At 41.3% G+C, this 23887-nt stretch carries 22 protein-coding genes; 16 read left to right on the forward strand and 6 right to left on the reverse strand.

Annotation, left to right across the window (positions count from 1 at the left end; genetic code table 11):
• The first annotated feature begins 360 nt into the window (after nucleotides 1–360).
• Nucleotides 361–2145 (forward strand): hypothetical protein, encoded by a 1785-nt coding sequence (locus QYC40_RS14415; RefSeq protein WP_301990818.1) that lies wholly within the window; start codon nucleotides 361–363, stop codon nucleotides 2143–2145.
• 67 nt (nucleotides 2146–2212) lie between these two features.
• Here QYC40_RS14415 and QYC40_RS14420 read toward each other — a convergent pair whose 3' ends face one another.
• From QYC40_RS14420 to QYC40_RS14430, 3 genes are read right to left on the reverse strand one after another with little or no spacing between them, the layout of a single operon-like run.
• Nucleotides 2213–3115 (reverse strand): class I SAM-dependent methyltransferase, encoded by a 903-nt coding sequence (locus QYC40_RS14420; protein ID WP_301990819.1) that lies wholly within the window; start codon nucleotides 3113–3115, stop codon nucleotides 2213–2215.
• Between the two features lie 55 nt (nucleotides 3116–3170).
• Nucleotides 3171–3929 carry an ABC transporter ATP-binding protein gene (locus QYC40_RS14425; RefSeq protein ID WP_301990820.1) on the reverse strand — a complete coding sequence of 253 codons (759 nt, stop codon included), beginning with the start codon at nucleotides 3927–3929 and terminating at the stop codon, nucleotides 3171–3173.
• A 4-nt stretch (nucleotides 3930–3933) separates the two neighbouring features.
• Entirely contained in the window at nucleotides 3934–4668 is a 735-nt protein-coding gene (locus tag QYC40_RS14430) for an ABC transporter permease (protein ID WP_301990821.1), read from the reverse strand.
• Between the two features lie 212 nt (nucleotides 4669–4880).
• On the opposite strand from QYC40_RS14430, the gene QYC40_RS14435 reads away from it, so the two are divergent.
• The 4 genes from QYC40_RS14435 (at nucleotide 4881) to QYC40_RS14450 (ending at nucleotide 9307) form a co-directional block, all read left to right on the forward strand.
• Entirely contained in the window at nucleotides 4881–5813 is a 933-nt protein-coding gene (locus QYC40_RS14435) for a DUF5668 domain-containing protein (RefSeq protein ID WP_301990822.1), read from the forward strand.
• Between the two features lie 27 nt (nucleotides 5814–5840).
• Nucleotides 5841–7847 (forward strand): (E)-4-hydroxy-3-methylbut-2-enyl-diphosphate synthase, encoded by a 2007-nt coding sequence (gene ispG / locus QYC40_RS14440; RefSeq protein ID WP_301990823.1) that lies wholly within the window; start codon nucleotides 5841–5843, stop codon nucleotides 7845–7847.
• A gap of 216 nt (nucleotides 7848–8063) precedes the next feature.
• The gene (locus tag QYC40_RS14445) at nucleotides 8064–8462 is read left to right on the forward strand and encodes a transposase (protein WP_301990012.1); all 399 of its coding nucleotides are present in this window, start codon (nucleotides 8064–8066) and stop codon (nucleotides 8460–8462) included.
• Nucleotides 8463–8497: 35 nt separating this feature from the next.
• On the forward strand, nucleotides 8498–9307 hold the full coding sequence (locus tag QYC40_RS14450) for an IS3 family transposase (protein ID WP_301990011.1): 810 nt from the start codon (nucleotides 8498–8500) through the stop codon (nucleotides 9305–9307).
• Between the two features lie 82 nt (nucleotides 9308–9389).
• Here QYC40_RS14450 and QYC40_RS14455 read toward each other — a convergent pair whose 3' ends face one another.
• Nucleotides 9390–10166 (reverse strand): META domain-containing protein, encoded by a 777-nt coding sequence (locus QYC40_RS14455; protein ID WP_301990824.1) that lies wholly within the window; start codon nucleotides 10164–10166, stop codon nucleotides 9390–9392.
• A gap of 248 nt (nucleotides 10167–10414) precedes the next feature.
• Here QYC40_RS14455 and nuoH point away from each other — a divergent pair, with 248 nt between their 5' ends.
• From nuoH to QYC40_RS14510, 11 genes are all read left to right on the forward strand, one after another.
• Nucleotides 10415–11488: an NADH-quinone oxidoreductase subunit NuoH gene (gene nuoH / locus QYC40_RS14460; RefSeq protein ID WP_301990825.1), complete on the forward strand. Its 1074-nt coding sequence runs from the start codon at nucleotides 10415–10417 to the stop codon at nucleotides 11486–11488.
• Between the two features lies 1 nt (nucleotide 11489).
• Nucleotides 11490–12053, forward strand: coding sequence for an NADH-quinone oxidoreductase subunit I (locus QYC40_RS14465; protein WP_301990826.1), 564 nt, complete (start codon nucleotides 11490–11492; stop codon nucleotides 12051–12053).
• Nucleotides 12053–12595 carry an NADH-quinone oxidoreductase subunit J gene (locus QYC40_RS14470; RefSeq protein ID WP_301990827.1) on the forward strand — a complete coding sequence of 181 codons (543 nt, stop codon included), beginning with the start codon at nucleotides 12053–12055 and terminating at the stop codon, nucleotides 12593–12595. Before QYC40_RS14465 ends, QYC40_RS14470 begins: the two co-directional genes overlap by 1 nt.
• Nucleotides 12592–12897, forward strand: coding sequence for an NADH-quinone oxidoreductase subunit NuoK (gene nuoK, locus QYC40_RS14475; protein ID WP_301990828.1), 306 nt, complete (start codon nucleotides 12592–12594; stop codon nucleotides 12895–12897). Before QYC40_RS14470 ends, nuoK begins: the two co-directional genes overlap by 4 nt.
• Nucleotides 12897–14900, forward strand: coding sequence for an NADH-quinone oxidoreductase subunit L (locus QYC40_RS14480; protein WP_301990829.1), 2004 nt, complete (start codon nucleotides 12897–12899; stop codon nucleotides 14898–14900). The genes nuoK and QYC40_RS14480 overlap by 1 nt, the downstream gene beginning before the upstream one ends.
• 1 nt (nucleotide 14901) lies before the next feature.
• Nucleotides 14902–16506, forward strand: coding sequence for a NuoM family protein (locus QYC40_RS14485; RefSeq protein WP_301990830.1), 1605 nt, complete (start codon nucleotides 14902–14904; stop codon nucleotides 16504–16506).
• Between the two features lie 9 nt (nucleotides 16507–16515).
• Nucleotides 16516–18012: an NADH-quinone oxidoreductase subunit N gene (locus QYC40_RS14490; protein WP_301990831.1), complete on the forward strand. Its 1497-nt coding sequence runs from the start codon at nucleotides 16516–16518 to the stop codon at nucleotides 18010–18012.
• 182 nt (nucleotides 18013–18194) lie between these two features.
• Complete coding sequence (locus QYC40_RS14495) at nucleotides 18195–18800, forward strand: DUF4254 domain-containing protein (protein ID WP_301990832.1); 606 nt, start codon at nucleotides 18195–18197, stop codon at nucleotides 18798–18800.
• Nucleotides 18801–18808: 8 nt separating this feature from the next.
• A complete protein-coding gene (locus tag QYC40_RS14500) occupies nucleotides 18809–19837 on the forward strand; it encodes a glycosyltransferase family 9 protein (RefSeq protein ID WP_301990833.1) in 1029 nt (342 codons plus the stop codon).
• A 23-nt stretch (nucleotides 19838–19860) separates the two neighbouring features.
• Entirely contained in the window at nucleotides 19861–21102 is a 1242-nt protein-coding gene (locus QYC40_RS14505; RefSeq protein WP_301990834.1) for a glycosyltransferase family 4 protein, read from the forward strand.
• A 2-nt stretch (nucleotides 21103–21104) separates the two neighbouring features.
• Nucleotides 21105–22217, forward strand: a complete 1113-nt coding sequence (locus tag QYC40_RS14510; protein ID WP_301990835.1) for a glycosyltransferase family 1 protein — start codon at nucleotides 21105–21107, stop codon at nucleotides 22215–22217.
• On the opposite strand, the gene QYC40_RS14515 is transcribed toward QYC40_RS14510, so the two are convergent.
• Together QYC40_RS14515 and QYC40_RS14520 are read right to left on the reverse strand one after the other, a co-directional pair.
• Complete coding sequence (locus tag QYC40_RS14515; protein WP_301990836.1) at nucleotides 22203–23021, reverse strand: glycosyltransferase family 2 protein; 819 nt, start codon at nucleotides 23019–23021, stop codon at nucleotides 22203–22205. The genes QYC40_RS14510 and QYC40_RS14515 overlap by 15 nt on opposite strands.
• A complete protein-coding gene (locus QYC40_RS14520; RefSeq protein WP_301990837.1) occupies nucleotides 23005–23829 on the reverse strand; it encodes a glycosyltransferase family 2 protein in 825 nt (274 codons plus the stop codon). Before QYC40_RS14520 ends, QYC40_RS14515 begins: the two co-directional genes overlap by 17 nt.
• Nucleotides 23830–23887: the final 58 nt, after the last annotated feature.

Consider the following 23887-nt stretch of genomic DNA (forward strand, 5'->3'; position numbering starts at 1 on the left):
CGCTGATCCTGTGCTTCATCGCACACAAAACCCGATCCTGTCAATCCTTAAATCCTTCCTTTCCTGGTTCAAGACAAGCGACTAATCTCTAAAATCTAATATCTAATGTCTATAGCAGCCCTAGGTCTAAATACTAACTACTAAATACTAAATACTACCCAATGTATAACCCAATCAAACCCGCTCGAGAGCGGGTTTGATTGGGTTATACATTGGGTTTACATTGGGTTTTAAAGGGGACTGAATCGAAGGAGGTCGGATGTATCCAAGACGTCTGTGTGATTTATATCACTTTTCCCCCCTACCCCTCATTACTTTTTATTTGCTTAAATATTTGCTATTTGCGATGCACAGATAAAGATGATGACCCATACATTTCACATTCCTGTATTAGGATTAGCCTTTTCCGTCGACACTCCACTTAAAGTAGCTCAATACGGCATTTCCTCGGTAATGTCTATTGTAGACGATGAGCTTGTCGAAAGATTAAGAGCATATTATTCTAAACAGCACAATCTACCCTACCAAGAAATTGAAAAATATAGCCCTGATGCTCGTGCAAACCGCATCAGCGCCTATTTGAACATGGTTAAATATTTGGTCGATCAACAAATTCGACATATAAAGCGCGCGAATTGGCTAGAAGATGAGCACGCTATTCAGTATTTTCGATTATTACCCGAAGGGGAATTGAAGCAGCTATTCAACACTTGGCTTGCACTAAATCCTAGCAAAGAAAAGGACTCCCTTACAGAAATTATTAAAGAACAGATTGTCCCTGGCGACATCGATGTGAACATAATGTCTAAAGTCGATAAGATCAATCACGCTAAGAATGGTGAGATGCTGCCGGAACAATTCTCGGATGCATCGGCTGCCTTACGTGGATTTGCAAACAGCGATTTGCAATCTTCGGTGATTTTATCTGCCGGGATGAATCCTAGATTATACAGTTACCTCGCAGAGTTTCCAGCCTTTATGCCGAATAGTGCTGGAACGTTCGATAAGAAGATTACATTAAAAGTATCAGATTATCGTTCTGCTCTTATTCAAGCTAAATTTTTAGCGAAGAAGGGTATTTGGATTTCCGAATACCGTATCGAATCGGGCTTAAACTGTGGAGGACATGCGTTTGCCACCGAAGGCTTCCTTTTGGGCCCGATTCTAGAAGAGTTTAAAACAAATAAACTTAATATGATTCAGGAGGTTCTGCCGTTGTACCAACAAGCATTGGCAGAAAAAGGGATAACTTTTAATGAGACACCCCTCCTAAAAATCACCGTTCAAGGCGGTGTAGGAACAAATCGGGAACACCAGTTTTTGATGAACCACTATGGTGTTGATCAGGTAGGCTGGGGTTCCCCTTTTCTATTGGTACCGGAAGCAACGACCGTCGACGAAGAAACCTTACAGAATTTAGCCAATGCTGAGGCTGCTGATTTTTATATAAGCGAAGCGTCACCATTGGGGGTACCTTTCAACAACTTCAGAAAGAGCAGCGCAGAGATCAATCGTCTACAGCGCATTGAGCAGGGCAAACCTGGCTTTCCATGCACTAAGAAATACCTTGTTTCTAGCAACGTATGCGGCGAGGAATTAATCTGTACAGCATCCCGACAGTATCAAAACCTGAAGATTAAGGAATTGAAAGCACAGGATTTAACAGAAGCAGCATATCAGCAGGCCTTTAATAAAATCGTGGAAAAGCAATGTCTTTGTGAAGGATTAGCTGCTCCGGCTTATTTAAAATATAATATTTTAAAACCTAGAGAGCGTAAGGCCGTTGCGATCTGTCCAGGCCCGAATACGGCTTACTTTAAGAAGGTCTACAGCTTAAAGGAGATGGTAGATCATATTTATGGTCGTATAAATGTATTAAAAAACGTGGAACGTCCATCGCTTTTTGTCAATGAGTTAGAGCTCTATGTAAAACATCTTGCGGCTTACATCAACAATAACGTGGCAGACCTAGACAATAAGAAAAAGAAATATATCAATAAATTCAACGCACAATTGTTGGATGGGATTAGCTATTACCGCGGATTGCAAGAACAATTGCAACAAGCATTCGGTGAATCAAAGGCGAACTTCCTGGAACAATTAAATCGTTATGAATTGCAATTGAAACCGCTAGTGGTTGAGTAAAGCGGCTAGATGGAGAAGATACTTATTACCTATGAAAAAGGAATTGGCCATCGATTGATGGCCTTTTCTATTTTGCTATTTTTCTGAACTTTCCAAAGACTCCTAATGGCAGTTTCGGGCCAGCAGTCGCCTGTAGAAAAAGTTCTCCAATTTCAAGATTTTCAACCTTAGGATAGGCTGTTTTGATCAGGTTCTCCACAATTACCGACGAGAAACCTAATGAATAGGTATTCAGGATAAGGAAATGCTCGTTTGGATCAAGTAGCTGTACAACATCGCGCATCATTTCCATGATATGATCTTCGAGCTTCCATTTTTCGCCTTTTGGACCATGCCCATAAGCTGGAGGGTCCAGGATAATACCATTGTAGGTGTTTCCACGCTTCAGCTCTCTTTTCACAAACTTCAACGCATCTTCGACAACCCAACGAATGTCCTGTAATTCCGACAGTTCCTGATTCTCGTTTGCCCATGTTACTACTTGTTTGATCGAGTCAACATGCGTTGTATCGGCACCCGCTGCCTTCGCAATCAAAGATGCACCGCCAGTATAAGCAAATAGATTTAGTACTTTGGGTTTTGGAGTTTTGAAAGATTTGATGGAATTAGAAATATAATCCCAATTTACAGCTTGCTCCGGGAATATGCCGACATGCTTGAAAGAAGTAAGTCCCAGACGGAAGCGGATAGCGACATCGGAATTTTTATATTCGATATGCCAACGGTCTGCTGCCTTTGGGTTCTTCTTTAACCACTCACCGCTTGTAGCCGAGCGACCTTTAAATTTAATATGATAACGCTTATTCCATTCCCCTTCGGAAAGGCTTTTCGGCCATACCGCTTGAGGTTCCGGACGAATAAGAATCAAATCACCGAAGCGTTCTAGTTTTTCAAAATCGCCACAGTCTATTAATTCATAGTCTTTCCAATGTTGTGGAGTAAGTAGTTGTATTTGCGTTGAATTATTCAAAGTGATATTTTTCTGCAAAGATAGAAAATTAGCGCAAAGATTGGGGATACCCCGATTATTGCTTGATGGTATCTCTAGCGGCTTTCATTAAAGGACTAGCGAATACAAAGTCATTGAGTTCCTTGTTATCAGACTTCAACATATCCTGATTCGAGCCTTCCCAGTATTTCTGCCCTTTAAATAGGAATAGAATATAGTCGCCAATTCCCATCACCGAGTTCATATCATGCGTTACGACTACCGTGGTACACTTGAACTCGTCTGTTAGTTCCTGAATCAATTCATCGATAAGGATGGACGTTGCAGGATCAAGTCCGGAGTTAGGCTCATCGCAGAATAAATACTTCGGGTTCATGCTGATTGCACGGGCAATACCGACCCTTTTCTTCATACCTCCCGAAAGCTCAGATGGGTAAAGGTCATTCTTTCCGGCAAGATTCACCCGCTCTAGACAAAAATTTGCTCGTTCTACCTTTTCCGCCTTGCTCATATCAGAGAACATGTCCAGAGTAAAGACAATATTCTGTTCGACCGTCATGGAATCAAATAAGGCGGAGTTTTGGAATAGCATCCCAATTTCCTTGCGGATAGGGACTTTCTCTTCGAAATTCATCTTCGTAAACTCCTGTCCATCAAAAAACACCTTGCCTTCTGTCGGTTCGTGAAGACCGACAATACATTTCAGGAGCGTACTTTTTCCGGATCCCGATCCACCAATGATCAAACTTACTTTTCCAGGCTCGAATACAGCATCAATACCAGTTAAAACATGGTTATCGCCGAAGGATTTATGAATATTCTTAACTTCAATCATTGTATTATAACATTAATGCGGTAATGATGTAGTCACATGCCAGGATGCTTATACATCCGATTACGACGGCGCGCGTTCCGGCCTGACCTACTTCTAAGGCGCCCCCTCTTACGAAGAATCCTTTGTATGCAGGCACCGAGGTGATGATGAAGCCAAAAACGAATGCTTTAACCATCGCTACAGCCACGGTAAAGCCATTGAATCCGCCTTGTATACCTTCGATATAATCATCGGCGCTGACCGCTCCGGAGAGCACACCTCCCAACAATCCACCTACCAATGCACAACCAATAGCTACCGTTACTAAAACAGGCACCATGATTACTCCGGCAAGGATTTTCGGTAGGATCAGGTAGCCTGCCGCATTGATACCCATGATTTCCAGGGCATCAATTTGCTCGGTTACACGCATGGATCCGATTTGTGAAGAGATCGAACTACCCACTTTTCCCATCAGTACCAGTGCAGAGATAGTTGGTCCTAATTCGAGGATGTTGGAGTCACGGTTAATTTGCCCAATTACGGAACTAGGGATTAGATCAGAAACCAACTGAAAGGCAATCTGCATAGTCATAACAGCACCGATAAAGGTCGAGATAATCACGATAAGCCCTACAGACCCAACGCCTATCTCTGTCATTTCATGAAGAATTTCCCTTATGTATATTTTCCATTTTTCAGGTTTTCGGAAAACCTTTTTCAATAGTAACAGGTACTCACCAAAATAGTAAAATATCATATGTTGGTTTTATTACGTTTTTATGATTCTTAGTCTTGTTTTTAACGTAGCGAAGAACAATTTGTTTTCTAATTTCTCAATATACAAATTAGTCTCGACTATTTTCACCGACAAATCTAATTGATTTACCGAAAATATCCCTAGCATAACCTATTTTAAGTGATTTAATTTGTATTATCGTGCTAGTTTTGGGACAACAAAGCAAACTAACAATGAACAATAAAGTAGCAACAGGTATATGGTTAGTCTTCATCGGACTGATATTTTTATTAGACAATTTCCATGTCATCGACTTCCATTTTTTACAGGTCCTCAAATTTTGGCCGCTCCTATTAGTCTCCATAGGTCTTAACCTATTGTTACAAAACAGACCTTATAGCACTTATATCACCGCAGGTATCAATATTCTGCTCTGTGTTTTTGTATTCTTTAAGGGTATCTATCCAGACAAAAACGCTGGTACAAATTTCGAGTCGATGATCGGAAACAGTGTGGTTATTGAGAATACGGATGATAAGGACAGAAGTTACAGCAAGACAGTGCGTGCAGACTTTAATTCGGAGGTTCAGGAAGCGAAACTGACGATAAACGGTGGTGCAGCAAAATATAGATTTAGCACTATAGCAGATTCCTCCAACTTATTCAGCGGTTCGACAAATGCCAGCAACATGAAGCTGAATTTAGATAAATCCGGTACTACAAAGACGAATTTGGAACTTAATTCGAGTATCAAAGGAAATGGAAAGAGCAATAACTTAGTCGATTTGAGTTTGAACGAGGCGCCTATTTGGAACTTTGAGTTCAATATTGGTGCAGCAGCGGTAGAAGGAGATTTCAAAAAACTAAAAATCAAAAGATTAGAATTGAACTCGGGAGCAAGCAAAATGAGCTTGTCGCTGCCTAAACCTACTTTGGGGACGACTGAATTGGAGATCAACACGGCGGCATCGCAGGTACATCTGCAAATTCCGAAAGGCGTTCCTTGCATGGTGGAATACGATAGCATCATCTCGAATAACAAACTCGAGGATATTGATCATAAAGATGGCGATGTTCGAAAATCTACCGGATATGATCAAGCAGCGAACCGTTATCACATCGTTATCTCTGGTGCTGCAAATTCCCTAACGGTGGTGCGCTATTAAAGGGAAAATAGCTAACTTTGCATTAGCATGGACAGTATTACATCAGCACACTTAGGAGGCGGCTATTGCAACTCCAAAACTACCTATAGCAGATTCCTAACCCGAGAGGTACAAATAGGCAATATCCCTATGGGTGCACATCACCCGATCCGTATACAAAGTATGACCACTGTGGATACGATGGATACAATTGGATCCGTTGAACAAACGATTAAAATGGTCGACGCGGGATGTGAATATGTACGAATCACTGCACCGAGCATCAAGGAAGCGGAGAATTTAGCGAATATTAAGAATGAATTGCGCAAGCGGGGCTACGATGTCCCGCTTGTTGCGGATATACACTTTACGCCAAATGCTGCGGAGGTTGCCGCACGCATCGTCGAAAAAGTGCGCGTAAATCCCGGCAACTATGCCGATAAAAAGAAGTTTGACCAAATCGACTATACGGATCTTGCGTATCAGGCGGAGCTTGAACGTATCTATAAGAAGTTTGCACCCTTGGTAAAGATCTGTAAAGAGTATGGTACGGCTATGCGAATTGGAACGAACCATGGTTCGCTGTCCGATCGTATCATGAGTCGCTACGGTGATACACCGGAGGGCATGGTGGAGTCGGCCTTAGAATTCATTCGCATCTGTGAGGATTTGAACTATTATAACTTAGTTGTTTCGATGAAATCCTCGAATCCGCAAGTGATGGTGCAGGCTTATCGTTTATTGGTGGAGAAGATGGTTGCGGAGGATATGAACTATCCGTTGCACTTAGGTGTTACAGAAGCCGGCGATGGCGAGGATGGCCGCATTAAGTCGGCGGTAGGTATCGGAACGCTGTTGGAAGATGGTCTTGGCGATACAGTGCGTGTATCATTAACAGAAGAACCGGAAAAAGAAGCACCAGTGGCTATTGCATTGGTAAATCGCTATGCAAAGCGCGAGAAACAGATTCAAGCAGTTCCACAACGTGAAGTATTAAGACTCAATAACCAAATCGAGACCAAAGCTTATGAGAGCAAAGAAGTAAATGCTTTTATCGGTGGCTCCTTAGTACCACGTGTGGTGGTCGATATCTCAAAGAAGAATTTAAAAGACCCATTTATCTTGACTGATGTGGGTTATAAGTACGATGCTGTTTTAGATAAGTATCATATGGGGGATCAATCTGTAGATTTCGTATATCTCGCAGACGGCTTGCCTTCCTTTACGATGCCTGGAAACTTAAAACAGTTATACAATTATGGAACCTGGGTTAATTTGGCAAATAAGACCAATATACATCCGGTTTATAGATTACAGGAATTTGTTGCCGCGGAGCAAAAAGACCCGGTACTGAACCTTGTGCATATCTCGAATGATGATTTGGCGGGCGATGATTTCTCAAAGCTGCCTTTAGACGAGACCGTTGTTTTTGTCTTAGAAACGGATCACCTGCATGGAATGGCGGATCAGCGTCAATTCTTTGCAAACCTACAGGAAATCGGATTAGATAATCCCGTTATCATCAAACGTAGCTATCCGAAGGAAGAATTTTCTGGTCCAATGGGCGACGTGATGAGTCCTGAAGAACCGATTTCTAAGATCCAGCTGTATGCCGCTACGGATTTAGGAGCTTTGTTAATTGATGGATTAGGCTCGGGTATCTGGATCGATAGCGAGGCAACTCCTACCGACAAACTTAGCTCGGTATCTTTCGGAATTCTGCAAGCAACACGCTCCAGAATATCGAAAACAGAGTATATCTCCTGCCCTAGCTGCGGCCGAACACTCTTCGACCTACAAGAAACCACCCAGATGGTGAGAAGTCGTACGAACCACTTAAAAGGTTTGAAGATCGCCATTATGGGCTGTATCGTAAATGGACCTGGTGAGATGGCAGACGCCGATTACGGTTATGTTGGAGCTGGTCCTGATAAAATAACGCTATATCGAAGCAAAGAGGTCGTGAAAAGAAATGTTAGTTCCGCTCGCGCATTGGATGAGTTAATTGAGATAATTAAGTCCGATGGACTTTGGGTGGAGGAGAATAGTAATTAGTAGTTAGTAGTTAGTAGTTAGTAGTTAGTAGTTAGATTTTAGACGACAGATATTAGACATTAGAGCATTGTCTTAACTTGGAAAGGAAAGATGCAAGGATGAACAGGATCCTGCCAATCCTTAAATCCTTCCTTTCTTGGTTCAAAGACAAAACATCCTGAAAATGCTCTAATTGTCCATCCCTGAAATAGGTTGACCACAAAATGGAGGTACTAAATGCAAACAAATTTGCGGTTAATCAGGAAATCACGGGTTTATTCTGATGATTTTAAGCGGGAAATAGTTTCCCTATTTGAGAGTGGGAAGTTGAGTGTTCTACAGTTAGAGCGGCTTTATGGAATAAGTAATCCCACGATCTATAATTGGATCTATAAATTTTCTAACTTTAATGAGAAAGGACAACGTATAATGGAGATGAAATCAAGTAGCACCCACAAAGTAAAAGCCATGGAACAGCGTATCCGTGAACTGGAGCGGATGATCGGCCAGAAGCAGATCAAGATCGATTTCTTGGAGAAGATGATCGACATCGCTGGAGAGGATCTTAAGGTCGATATCAGAAAAAATTTCAACACCCCACCATCGGATGGTTCCGGGAACACGCAGGAAAAATAGATTATTCCCTCAATCAGCTTTATAGAACCGTTGGTATGAGCAAACAGGCGGTGCATCAGCGCGCTGTTCGCCATTCCCGTTATCAGGTTCAATTCGCTGAGCTGATCGAAAAAGCGGATAAAGTGCGTAAGGAACATCCCGGTTGTGGGGTGGAAAAACTGTATTATATGCTCCGTCCGGATTTTGTGGGGAGAGATCGTTTCATAGAGACCATGATGTCTTTAGGATATCGATTGAAGGTCAAGAAGAACTATCGCAGGACGACTCGCGGGCTTTCCACAGCCTACCCTAATCTGATCAATGGCTTGGTTGTAGGGACTCCCAATCAGGTTTGGCAATCGGACATCACCTACTTCTACGTGGGCGATAGGTTCTACTATGGAGTGTTCATTATCGACGTTTACACCAAAAAGATCGTTGGATATCAAGTATCCAATCATATGCAGTCAACAGCTAATCTTAAGGCACTACGAATGGCCCTTAAGAATAACGGGGCACCCCAATATCATCATTCAGACCGAGGTGCCCAATATCATGCGACAGCTTATCTGCAGCTGTTGAAAGAGAATAATTGCAGGGTGAGCATGGGCAAGAGTGCCCAGGACAATGCATACGCTGAGCGGATCAATGGAACCATCAAGAATGAGTATCTGGATTATTGGAAGCCCAAGACGTTCGAAAGCTTAAAAAAAATGGTCAATAGAGCTGTCAAACAGTACAATAAACGAAGACTGCACAACTCATTACATAGGATGTCGCCAGAGAGTTTCGAAGAAAAGTGGTTTAGGGAGATATTGTCTCCTAAACCACTAATAACTATATTTGATCAAGTTGATAAATTGTAAAAACGGTCAACACTATTCAGGGACAGACAAATGTCTAAAATCTTATATCTTATATCTAATATCTAAGATTTAAAAAGAATCCTTATTTCTTTTTAAATCTCATTACTGCAACATCCCCAATTATCAAGGTCATGGTATCACCATTAACGCTTATTGCATTTACTTTTTGTAGAGTTTCGAAGTACAGACCTTCTCCGTTTCCTGGACATGCCATGCGTGTTGAGGCAACAGGGCCAATTTTGATATTTCTACCGTTGATTTCTACCGTTGCATTGTAGTTATTACATGCACCTTTTCCGTTTACTTTCTTCGCGTTAAGATCAAAGTTGATTGTTGGCTTTCCTTGTGGGAATAGCTCGTTGAAAGCTGTATTTCCGCCTTGGATATAATCTAACTCCCATGTTCCTGCAAGTTCGCTATCTGCTGCTACTGCTTTAAACTTAGCTAAAGCTGTGCTTCCTTTGTACAACACTAGGTTTTCGCCTTCAATTGCGTAATTCGTAGTTTGGGTAACTGCCGATATCACTTTGCGATCGATTTCCATGTCGTCACATGCCATCATGGTTGAAATTCCTTGGCTAAACTTAATGCCTCCAGCTTTCTTTGTGAAAGAATAAGCGCCATTCAAGGTATTACATCCGCCTGTTACCGCATAACGGCTTTCGGAAGGAATTAACGATAAATGCAATGTGCGCTTCGTTACGGTAGAAATCTCCTTTCCTTCAATTTCAATAAGTTGCCATTTATGACCTGTTAATTTTGAAATGTTTGCATCATTTCCCGCTACATTCTTAGCGCCGCCACAACTAGCGAATAAAATCGTAAATACTGCAAGCATGCTTAAAATAGATTGTTTCATATACTTTATATTATTTAATTCTTCTATTAATACCATAAAACAGACGAAAGGTTTAACCTTTTTGCTACATAATGTCTGTAATTTTGAATAAATAATGGTATTCTTTTATTAAAACTGACTGTCTTGATAAAGGCAAATAGCAGGCCAATAAATAATCTACTAAGTTGGTATATTTTTTATTTACTATGGGGTTTTTGTCACGATTTACGTATGTTTGTAGCTAATCAAGAACTATTCTAAAAAGAAGTTTGGACTCCTTATTTATCTATATTCTCGTACCTGTAGCCATATTTTTATTTATTGCGCTATTTACGCTCTTTGCAGTTTATGCGGAGCGTAAGATTGCGGGTTTTGTACAAGATAGATTAGGCCCTATGGAAACCGGCAAGTTTGGGTTGCTGCAGACCTTCGCTGATATCCTTAAACTTTTGCAAAAAGAATTGATTACGCCAGCTGCTGCGGATAAAGTTTTATTTGCTTTAGCTCCTGTCGTTATATTCGTTGCTGTATTTATTGGTTTTAGCGTGGTGCCTTGGGCTCCGGATTTTATGCCCGCCAATGTACATACTGGTCTCTTCTTTATTATGGCCGTAGTGTCCATTGATGCCATTGGAATTTTGATGGCTGGCTGGGGCTCTAATAACAAATATTCTTTGTTGGGTTCCATTCGTGCGATCTCGCAGATGATCTCTTATGAATTGCCAGTCGGCCTTTCTTTGATTGCGGCTGTCATGATTACGCAGACCCTAAACTTAAATGAAATTGCACTAAGCCAGGGAATCTTGGCTACGCAGGATATTTATTTTCTAGGATTTTGGAAAGTAAATGATATTGGCGGTATTCTAAGCTGGCATATATTCCAGGCTCCGCACCTAATCGTAAGCTACGTTGTTTTCTTTATTGCCACGCTGGCAGAATGTAATCGAGCGCCTTTTGATATACCGGAAGCAGAGAGTGAGTTGATCGGCGGTTTCCACACAGAATATGGAGGTATTCGATTTGCATTTATTTTTCTTGCGGAATATGCGATGATGTTCCTCGTCGCGATGCTCGGTGTTGTTATCTTTTTAGGTGGCTGGAACACGCCACTGCCGAATATCGGAGCGATACGCTTGGCAGATTGGACAACGGGACTTTACTGGGGCATATTTTGGACATTAATCAAGTCATTGACTATTGTTGCTGTCCAGATATGGATTCGATGGACTCTACCACGCTTCCGGGCGGATCAATTAATGACTTTATGTTGGAAAATCCTGATTCCTGTTGCTTTCGCATGTATGGCAATTTCTGGAATTTGGAGAATAATGGTAATGCTGTAACGTGATATTAAAGACGACCATACAAGGATTATTATCGGCTGTAAAGGGGCTTACGCTTACCATTAAGCATCTTTTTGCTGCGCGTACTGCTCGTAAAAGCAAAGATATCAAGGATCCGAATTACTTTGATCAACAAGCAGGCGTGACGACCGTTCAGTTTCCGAAGGAAAAGATGCCTATACCGGAGGTCGCACGTTATCAATTGGATGTGGAAATAGACGATTGCATCGTTTGTGACCTATGCGCCAAAGCTTGTCCTGTAGATTGTATTACGATAGAAGCGATTAAAGCGACTGAAGCAATCGGTAAAACTTCTGATGGAAGTGTGAAGCGATTATATGCAGCGCAGTTTGATATCGACATGGCAAAGTGTATGTATTGTGGTTTATGTACAGTGGTTTGTCCTACGGAGTGTATCACCATGACCAACCAATACGATAAAAGCACGTCGAAATTAACCGATTTAATATATGGTTTCGCTGAGATGAGCGAACAAGAAATTGTGGATAGGAAAGCGGAATGGACAAAGTTTCAAGCTGATAAGGAGGCGGCCAAGACAAAATAATGGAATTGGTCATCTTCTATGCATTCGCCATTTTGGCTGTAGGTTCTTCCTTATTGGTAGTTAGCTTAAAAAATACCGCACGAGCCCTCTTTCTATTTTTCGTGGTCTTATTTGCGATGGCGGGACTCTTCTTATTCGCATTAGCAGATTTCGTTGCCATAACGCAAATATTAGTTTATGTTGGCGGCGTATTGATTCTTATGATTTTTGCTTTTATGCTTTCCAATAAGGAATTGCTTGCCGACTTACAGAATACCAGCAGCAAATTTCTATCCCTGCCTAACTGGCAATCCCTGCTTTTAGCCCTGGGATTCTTTGCAGTACTCGCCTATGGCATATGGGAATGGCATGAACATACACCGAGGTGGATAACAGAAAACATCCGTTCTGACGAGATTATCCAATCCTCGGATAACAATATACAGCACCTGGGCGTGCATTTTATGACGAAGTATTTACTTCCCTTTGAAGTGATATCCATCTTCTTATTGGTTGCTCTAATTGGTGCAGCGCACTTATCCAGAAAGGAGGACAAGGTTTGATTACATTAACCCACTTTCTAGTTGTTTCAGCCATGCTTTTCTGTATTGGTCTGTATGCTATCGTGGCTAAACGAAACGCAATTATGGTATTGATTGGCATCGAGCTTATCATCAATGCGGCGATCTTAAACTTTGTGGCGTTCGGGCGATACGATAAACTGAACTATGGAGGGCAAGTATTTGCGCTCTTCGCTATCGTATTGGCTGCTGCAGCGGTAGCCGTAGGATTGGCCATCATATTGAACGTCTATAGAAAGTATAAAACGATTAACCCGGATAATATTACTGACTTGAGAGATTAATGGTAGCCGTAGAACTTATATCGCCTGTTTTTGCCGCTATTGTAGTGGTTGCTTTGCCCTTTATCGCATTCTTGATTCAGGCGATAGTAGGCAAGAGATCTACCTCAGGCAATATCTCTTTAATTGCCATTTGCTTAAGTACAATCATCAGCTTGGTCTTTTTATTTGCGGAAGTATGGCAATCCATGCCCCGCAGTGCTACACAACCTTGGTTCACAATCGGAGTCAACACATTTACCGTGGGGGTATTACTGAATAACCTGACGGTGTTGATGCAGCTTCTTGTCTGCGTGATTGCTCTTCCAGTTCATATTTATTCTCGGGCGTATATGAAAGACGACCCGGGCATACATCGTTATTGGATGTATTTAAGCTTGTTCTGTTTCGCGATGTTGGGTTTATGTATATCGAAGAATCTCTTCATGATGTACATCTTCTGGGAGCTCGTTGGTTTTGCGTCTTACTTACTTATCGGCTTTTGGTTTACTAAAGAAAGCGCGGTACAGGCTAATAAGAAAGCATTTATAGTGAACCGTATCGGGGATTTAGGTTTCCTAATCGGCATAGCGACAGTTTTTAGTGTTTATGGTAGTCTTGACCTTGTTGAACTATTTGGCAAAGAAGGTCGCTTTGACAGCGTCGCTACAGATAACTCGGGCTTGTTGACCTTGGCAGGAATAGGCTTCTTTATTGGAGCTATGGCTAAGTCAGCGCAGTTCCCCTTGCATGTTTGGCTGCCTGATGCGATGGAAGGCCCAACTGCAGTATCATCTTTAATACACGCAGCCACGATGGTTGCTGCGGGGGTATTTTTACTGAGCAGTGTATTCCCGCTGTTCAACGAAACGGTTCTGCTGATCATCGCCATTATCGGGGTGACGACCGCAGCTAGCGCTGCATACTTTGCCCTAGCGCAAACTGATATTAAGAAGATCTTAGCCTTTTCGACTATTTCGCAATTGGGATTCATGATGGTCGCCATTGGTGTAGGTGCTTGGGATGCAGCGATGTTCCATTTAGTAACGCATGCCTTTTTCAAATGTCTTCTTTTCCTTGGCGCAGGTGCTGTGATCCATGAGATGGCTCATTTGAAGCATGCGCATCAGCTAGACTTTGACCCGCAAGACATCAACAATATGGGTGGGCTAAGGAAGCAAATGCCGAAGACCTTTATATTGATGGCCATTGCATCGCTTGCTTTGGCAGGTTTCCCATTGACATCGGGTTTCCTTTCTAAGGATGCGATCCTGATATCATCTTACGAGTGGGCAATTAGCAAGGGTGGTGCTTCTATTCTTATCCCCGTTCTACTGACGATCGTTAGTGTGCTGACAGCATTCTATATCGGGCGACTTATATTCAAAGTATTTTTCGGTGAGTTTAAGCTTACTGTCTCTAATAGCAACATACATGATGCGAACAGGACGATGTTATTACCCATGGCATTCTTAGGAATCTGTTCGTTGTTTTTCGTTTTCTCGTACAACCCTATTTCCTACCATGACGCCAATGTATTTCAGGGCTTCTATGTAGATTATAATTTTGAAGAGATACATAGTTTACATCTTCTGATCCCCATCGGATTGACATTAGCGAGCTGTTTCATGTGGATCATTGCTTGGCGATGGTATGTGAAGGGAGCATATCCATTGAATGGAGCATCCAAAGGAATTGCTTTCTCTTTAAATCAGGGTTATTTGAATCAGTTTTATGCAAGAACCTTTGTTGCTGGAACGGTGAATTTGAGCAAAGGTCTATATTGGTTCGATCGCAACATCATAGACGGAATAGTGAATCAGCTTGGGACGCTGGCAAAGGCAATTAGTCGCGTTGCTGCTTGGGTCGATAAGTATATCGTTGATGGTTTTATCAATACACTTGGCGGTACGACTTATTACTTTGGACATTTGTTGAGATGGGTTCAGAATGGTCGTTTGCAGAACTATTTAGGTTTTGCTTTTACGGTTTTATTAATTGGAATAATTTATTTGATATTGACATAAGATGGGACTATTATCCTTACTTATTTTCCTTCCGATCATAGCTTTGGCTGCTGTCTTGGTGCTACCAAGCCGCTTCAATCAAAGCTATAAATATATCGCATTGCTGATTACCTTTATTCAGTTAGGGGTTTCAGGTTATCTCTATAGTCAGTATAATCCGAATATTGCGGGATTCAATCAGCTTTCAGGCTATCAATTCGTCGAGCAATTGCCTTGGATTCGACTGGACTTGGGTTCAATAGGGAAACTGGAGATTGACTACTTTCTAGGGGTCGATGGGTTTTCTTTACCTCTACTTGTTTTGAGTGCTTTTGTGATGCTGATGGCGGTAGGTGCCTCGTGGAACATCAGCAAAAGTGTGAAAGGCTATTTTGCACTGTTGATGCTGCTGAATACGGCGGTCATGGGTATCTTCTGTTCGTTAGACCTATTTCTTTTCTACGTATTCTACGAAGTGATGTTGTTGCCACTGTACTTCTTAATTGGTATCTGGGGTGGTGCTCGCAGGGAATACGCAGCGATTAAGTTCTTTCTATATACGCTGTTCGGTTCGGTGTTCATGTTATTGATTATTGTCGGTTTATATTTCTCTGTAATCAACCCACATACCGGTGCACACACGTTCAATATCCTTCACATGATGAACCCTGAGAATTATATGAATGGATCATTCTTTGACTACCTAGCGAATAGCTACGAGGTCTTTGGTATTCCGGCGCGTATGATCGGGTTTATCGTCCTATTTGTCGCCTTTGCTATTAAGATCCCGATTGTTCCTTTGCATACCTGGTTACCCGATGCGCACGTCGAAGCGCCTACGCCAGTGTCTATTATTCTGGCAGGTATCCTATTAAAGATTGGTGGATATGGTATCATTCGTATCTGCATCGGTATATTCCCCGATGCAGCTGCAGATGCCAACTGGTGGCTGGCATTGATCGGCATCATCTCTATTCTATACGGTGCATTTAATGCGCTTGCACAAACTGATTTAAAGCGAATGATTGCTTATTCTTCGGTTTCTCATATGGGATTTGTATTGTTAGGAATAGCATCATTAACAGCAGAGAGTATCTCTGGTGCGATGTTCCAAATGTTGAGCCATGGATTCTTATCGGCATCCCTTTTCTTCTTAGTAGGTGTACTTTACGACCGCGTACATGATCGTTTTATCTACAACTTCCGAGGACTGGCGACGATCATGCCTAAGTACACAGCCTACGTCGCAATCGCATTCTTTGCGTCTTTAGGTCTTCCCGGATTCTCCGCTTTCATTGGAGAAGCATTCGTCATCATCGGAACATTTAACGCCGAGAGTGTCGGTACTGGCATCCCACGATGGATGGCCATCTTCGGCTCGCTAGGTATTCTATTATCGGCGGCCTATTTCCTTTGGACTTTACAACGCATGTTCTTTGGTGAAACGAGATTGAAAGGTGGCGAAGAATGGGCGGTATCTCTTAAAGATTTAACGATCAGAGAGCAGTTGATCCTATTCCCTGCATTGGCTTTAGCACTGCTCTTAGGCGTTATGCCTTCATTGGTATTCGATCCATTGAACAGCTCGGTGATTAGTTTGTTGAACATCGTTTCTAATTATTTCTAGGCTCGGATAATGAATGATTTCACTCCACATATAACCCACTTTATTGACTCGATACTGGCATCTGTAGGATACTTCAAAACAGAGCTTATCCTGGCTATTGGGTTTCTACTATGTGTCTTTAGCAGTTTATTTTTCGATCGGAAATGGAAAGACAGCTCGTTTAGCATCGCTATGCTAAGCCTGATAGCAGCATTGATATGCAATTTCCTCCAATATGAGAACCTAGGCACGGCGTTCTTTGACATGATACGGATTGATACAATGGCCTTACTTTCCAAAACGCTGATTCTTATCGGGCTGCTTGTAACAGCGATTATGATACGTCAGCACTTTGATAAGCGAGAGACCAAAAAGCGCAAAGGTGATTTGTATAGTATTTTGATAGGATCGTCCATTGGCTTACTGATCTTAGTGATGACCAGCAATTGGTTGTTAGCTTTTATCGCTATAGAAATGGTTTCCATCTCCTCTTACATCCTCGTGGGCTATTTTACGGAGGATAAGAAGCAAACGGAAGCCGCCATGAAATATGCGTTATTTGGATCTGCTTGTGCTGCAATTATGTTATATGGTTTATCGTTGATCTACGGCTTTACGGGGGTACTCGATTTTGCGGATGGACGACATATTCAGGGTCTAATAGACTCGCCCAAGGTGATGAGCAGCATTGCCATTCTTTTTATGTTGACTGGGATAGGTTTTAAATTAAGTTTTGTTCCATTTCATCTTTGGACACCGGATGTTTATGATGGTGCTCCAACTCCCATTACCGCTTTCCTTTCCACTGTTCCAAAGATTGCCGCTATTGTACTCTTTGCAAGATTAGCAGCATCTTATGGAACGACGCTATTTTACTTCTCCGATATCTTCGTGCTGTTCTTATCTATCGTCGCTATCGTGAGCATGTTAGCTGGAAATCTAATTGCATTGCGCCAGCAGAACGTGAAACGAATGATGGCTTACTCATCCATCGGACATACCGGATTCCTTTTAATGGCTGTTGTCGGGTATATGGGCGGGCATCAGGATACCCTTCTGTTTTATCTATTTGTTTATACCCTAATGAACCTAGCCGCTTTCGGTTTCATTGATATACTGGAGCAGAAATATGGCGCCAGTGAATTCGTGGATTATACAGGAATGGGAAAACGCATGCCTATCATCTTTACGTTATTTAGCATCGTCGGAATCTCATTGATCGGGCTACCTCCTACGGCGGGTTTTATCGGGAAGTTACTTGTGTTTTCATCTATTTTTGAAATCTTCCAACAGAATCAAGAATCAACGCATCTATGGTTATTAATCGTAGGAGCATTGACATCGGTCATTTCATTATTCTATTATTTCAAGATACCGCTGTTTGCATTCTTAAAGCATAGAGCTGAAAATGAGTCGCAGATTAAACCAACAATAAGCCCCACTTATGCAATCGCAATTATATTGTCGATCTTATTGCTGGTATTCGGAATCTTCCCTACGATAATTATAAATTTCTTTCAACAATAAGTAAGGTAATTTCAAGAGATTCAGCTCTTTTATTGTGAATTATCTGATTTCAAATCTCTTCCGGAACTTCCAAAGCTGTTGCTAATTCAATGGAAAGATGAAAGAATTTACGAAATAAACATCTTTTGTTCATTTTAAGTAAATGAAATGTTAAAACATGTTTTTATTACGTAGTTTTGTGTATGATTAGCGAATTAGCCAACCGTATTTTTGATCAAGTAATTGCAGACTATCATGTCCACGACGCTATCGATCATCCTGTAGAGAATCCTTATGATTCTTCAAGCTTGGAACATTTATTATATTTAAAATGCTGGATCGACACAGCACAGTGGCATATGGAAGACGTCGTTCGAAATCCAGATATAGATCCGCGCGAAGGGTTATACTGGAAGCGCAGAATTGATCGTCAGAATCAAGAACGTACGGATATGGTGGAGTACATTGATGGCTATTATCTAAAGCAATTTGAAGGCGTTGTTCCGCATGCTACTGCTCGCGTGAACACAGAGAGTCCAGCCTGGGCTATCGATAGATTGTCTATCCTGGCGCTCAAAATATACCATATGGATCAAGAGACGAAGCGAGAGGATGTTTCGCATGCTCATCTTGAATCTTGCCAAGCGAAGCTTGATATTCTGTTAGAACAAAGAAAAGACCTTTCTAAAAGTATAGACGAGTTATTATCAGACATTGAATCTGGCAATAAATACATGAAAGTGTATAAGCAGATGAAGATGTACAATGATCCGAACTTAAATCCGGTACTTTACGGCGTTAAAAAATAAAATCTCTTATGAAGCGCATCCTCGTTACTCGTTTTTCTGCAATGGGAGATGTAGCCATGGTTGCTTCTGTGCTCCGTGAATTTCAAGAACAACATACGGAGGTTGAAATCATCATGGTTTCTAGAGCATTCTTTGCCCCCTTTTTCCAAGGTATTCCAAGAGTATCATTTCATCCCATATATCCCGAAAAGCAACACCAAGGATTGGTCGGGCTTTATAAGCTTTTTAAGGAACTTCGTGCCTATCGACCGACAGAGCTGGCTGATTTACACGACAACATACGTTCGAATATTTTGAGTACGTTCTTCCGCATGTCTGGATACAAAGTCAGGACGATAGACAAAGGTAGAAAAGAAAAAAAAGCATTAACCCGACCGATAAATAAGATCAAAAAGCAATTAAAGCTAACAACAGAGCGTTATGCAGATGTATTCCGGTCGCTGGGATATGCGTTTCAACTGAGCAATCAACTTCAACGAAGTCCGGCAAGTCTGCCGAAAGACATACAAACGCTATTCGTCGGAGAAAAGAAGTACTTAGGCATTGCTCCATTTGCGCAGCATCCCTATAAAGTATTTGCATTGGATCGAATGGAAGGGGTCATCGCCGGATTAGCAGCAGATAACATTCAAATACTGGTTTTCGGAGGCGGAAGTAAAGAAAAAGAAATCGTGGATACATGGGCAAAAAAACACCCACATGTCTTTAATACGATTGGAAAATTTAGTTTACGAGAAGAGCTGGATATAATCGCTAACCTCGATCTGATGCTGAGCATGGATAGCTCGGGAATGCACATGGCTTCTCTGGTAGGCATTAGAAGTCTATCTATCTGGGGTGCTACTCATCCCTTTGCAGGCTTCATCGGATACGGGCAATCAATCGAAGATTGTATACAGGTCGAACATCCAAATCGCCCAAGTTCCGTCTACGGAAATAAACCTTGTATTTGCGATGGAACTGAAGCAATCGATTTGCTCACGGCTGAAATGGTAATCAGCAAAGTAAAAAACATCCTATTAAAAACAACCTTCTGAAGTAAAAGAAGTTTTAGCATAATATGGCGAGAATTGCATTAGTTACTATCCGGTACGGAAAAGAAGTCAATGGTGGTGCTGAATACCACTGCAGAATGCTTGCAGAGCGATTAGTACAGGAACATGAAGTCACGGTACTGACGACTAATAAAAATAGCTCAAACGATGAAAGCAGCAACTTCAAAACCGGCACTTCTATTCTTAATGGGGTCAATGTCATTCGATTTCCAACACAAGACTACGATCTGAATAGTTTTAAAAAGGCTGCTCGCGAAAGTAAGTCTGCACGTAAAATCAGACGCATGATTTATCGAATGGGTCTTTCTTCTCTACTCTTCAAGCAATTCCCAATATGGCGCTTTAAGCTAAAAGAAGAAATAGCGCTATTAAAACGACATGAGTTCTACGCTCCAGAGCTACTCTCCTTCATAGAATCAAACAAAGCAAATTACGACGTCTTCATCTTCTTTACTTATGAAAACCCATTGACTGTTCTGGGAAGTTTAATCGTACCTGAAAAAACTATTCTCGTTCCAACAGCGCATATGGAAGGGATGCTTTTCCGCAGTATTAACAGCATTGTTTTCAATAAAGTTAAATATATCGCCTTTAACTCCGAGGCGGAATTTCATATGTGTCAAGAGATCTTCCGGGATAAAATGGCGCCAAATAGTGTGGTTGGGGTCGGAATTGAAATTGCTGATGCAACTCCCGAAGAAATCACACTCTCGAAGTACCAAATCCAACAACCGTACTTCCTTTACTGCGGACGGATTACTGCGGTGAAAATCAATAATTTCATTCAGGATTTCCTTCAATACCGTGAAGAAAATCAATTAGAGATATGTTTGGTATTGGCAGGTGAAGTGCTGATACCAATGATTGAAAGCCCTTATATAAAATATATTGGCTATGTTGATGAAGCCGAAAAAATAACTTTAATGCAGTCAAGTATCGCTGTTGTTAATCCTTCGGCGGCAGAGAGTCTTTCGTTGGTTACTCTGGAAGCTTTATCATTGGGGAAAATAGTTATTGCCAGTAAGCAGTCTGAGGTCATGGTAGAACACCAAAACAGATCGAATGGCGCAGTACGCTGTTATGGCAACTACCATGAATTAAAACACATTCTAGACGAAGTAATTGAAATAACGTCGCAACCTAACGACATCGCTAAAAAAGGTATGGATTACGTAGATCGAAACTACAATTGGGATTTGATTATACGTAAATTTGAACGTATTTTTAAATCGATCATAACAGTCTAAACATGTTAAACATTGGGTTTGATGCCAAACGCTATTTTTTAAACCGTACTGGATTGGGCAACTATAGCCGGGATCTAGTCCGTATGCTCTCCAGCTATTATCCCGACAACAATTACTTTCTTTATACACCCAAAACCAGCAAGTTTTTAACTAATGTTCCAGCAAATGTTAAGACCGTCCTTCCGTCCACAGCAATAGATCGTCTAGTCCCAAATCTTTGGCGATCCAAAAGAATCAATAAAGATCTCATAAACAACCAGGTTTCCATTTTTCACGGACTTTCAGGTGAGATACCTCAGGGATTACCGAAATCTAAAATAAAGTCGTTGGTTACTGTGCATGATCTTATTTTCCTTCGTTATCCCGAGCTTTATAAGCCCATAGATCGATTCATATACTATAAAAAAACCAAATATGCGGTCAATAACGCCGATTGCATAATCGCAATCAGCCAGCAAACGAAAAAAGATATCATTCACTTCTTTCAAATTCCTGAAGATAAGATTCAGGTTATTTACCAAGGATGTCACCCTGCATTTAAAAAAGAATATACAGCGAGTCAGAAAGCAGCAGTGAAGAGCAAGTTTAATCTTCCGGATCGTTTTTTATTGAATGTAGGTACTATTGAGGAACGAAAAAATGCATTGCAAATCGTGAAAGCAATCAAGGATATCGACATCCCATTAATCATCGTCGGGAGAGAGACGGCCTACGCTGAGAAGATTAAAGGGTTTCTTGAACAATCTCAAATGAAAAATCGCGTGTATTTCCTGTCATCTGTGAATATGGAAGAACTCGCAATCATTTACTCGCTTGCTACCCTATTTATTTATCCATCAAAGTTTGAAGGCTTTGGTATCCCAATCATCGAAGCCCTTTTTTCCGGTGTACCTGTAATCACCTCCAACTCGGGTGTTTTTCCTGAGGCAGGCGGCCCAGGAAGTTTGTATGTCAATCCAGAAGATACTGATGATATTTCTAATGCAATAAATAAAGTGCTCCATGACGAGGCACTCCGAAAAGAAATGATTGCCAAAGGAAAAGACTTTGTAGAAAAATTCACCGATAAGGTAATTGCGAAAGATCTAATGGACTGCTATCTAAAGCTTTTTTGAGAATTTCGAAAGTCCATTTTCACAACGAATCAGCTTCGTCTTGATTGTATGTTCCAATAATTGATCATTTGCGGGAAGTGATGCTCTCGACTCCTCTTTGTGGTAAAGATGGTATGCCAGCAGCGTAAATTTCATCAATCTCCCCTTTATCCCCGAATGTAATAAGCGTTCGACAAACTCGCTATCCTCTCGCCCCCATCCGACAAAATCGTTATTAAACCCATTCACACGGATAACATCCTCCATGAAGAATGACATATTACACGAACGTACTTTCCTTTTGTTCGTCAGCTCTCTTTGTGTCAACCTCGCAAGAAATAACGATCTGAAAGCAGAAATCTTCTTTTCCAAACGCTCTTCAACACCTTTCTCTAAATATCTGAACGTCAATTTAGCATTGATGACTTTAAGCAACTCATCGGTCTTGCTTTTTGTAAGCATGACCCGCCCTCCTTGCAAAAAGCTCCCTTTTTGAGCAAAATGAAGATGATCCTCCACAAAGTTCTTGCCCAGCACCATATCCCCATCCACCATAATCACATAAGGGCTTTTCACATAAGACAAGCCGTTATTCCTAGATTCAGCCGCTCGGAAGCCTAAATCCTCCTGCCAAGCATGGATTAGCTTAACCTTAAAAATCGACTGATATTTTTCAATCAGTTTTGCTGTCTCCAGCCCAGAACCATCATCCGCAACGATAATTTGCTGTGGCATGACGGTCTGTCTAAGTAAAGACAAGAAAACAACTTCGAGTGCACTCGGTCGGTTATATGTCGTTATTAAAAGATCAGCTTTCATTCTCATAGGTTGAATCCGTTAAATATTGACTAATCCCTCTTTCGCAATATTCCAATTTTGTTCGCTTGGCATGCTCAAACAAACATAAGTTGTTCTTCAAGTTTTCTTTCGTATTTATTTTATGCCAGATATGAAACACAATGGCACCGAACTTAAGAAAACGACGGCGCAAGCCTTTGTTCAATAATCTCGCAACAAACTCTTTGTCTTCAGGACCCCATCCTTTGAAATCCTCATTATAGCCGTTGACAGAAATGGCATCCGCTCTCCAATAGGCCATATTACATCCATGGATTTCCCAACGTTCATCCCCTTTCTGCTTGTAGTGTTCAGCAAAAAAAGGTTGTAAGAAGGTAATCCTTACAGCACTAAACGTATTGGAAATACCTTTTTCAAAAGGGCTAATCTCAACACGTTTGCTCAATAACAGTTCTTTCGAAAGATTGCTATCGATATATATGCGGCTGGCTCGCACAAATGTACCCTTCTTTGCGAAGCGGCGATGATCTCTGATAAATGCTTTATGCAATATCAGATCCCCATCAATTTGAATAATGTAATCTCCCGTCGCTCTGGCAATTGCTTTATTTCTAATCTTGGCTAACTCAAAGCCTTGATCTTCATGCCAGATATGTATTAAAGGAATAGAAAACTTTTCCTTGTATTTATTTATTAAAACCCTCGTCTCATCAGTTGAACCATCGTCCGCAATAAGAATTTCGTCGGGCATGATATCCTGTAGAAGCACGCTTGAGAGGCATAACTCCAATGCATCCGGCCAATTATAGGTAGAGATTAATAGCGAAATCTTCATACACACATTAAATTAGGCTTTGATGTTGAAATGAACTCCATATTTACAACTACTATTC

This window comes from Sphingobacterium sp. BN32 (assembly GCF_030503615.1).
Classification (GTDB): domain Bacteria; phylum Bacteroidota; class Bacteroidia; order Sphingobacteriales; family Sphingobacteriaceae; genus Sphingobacterium.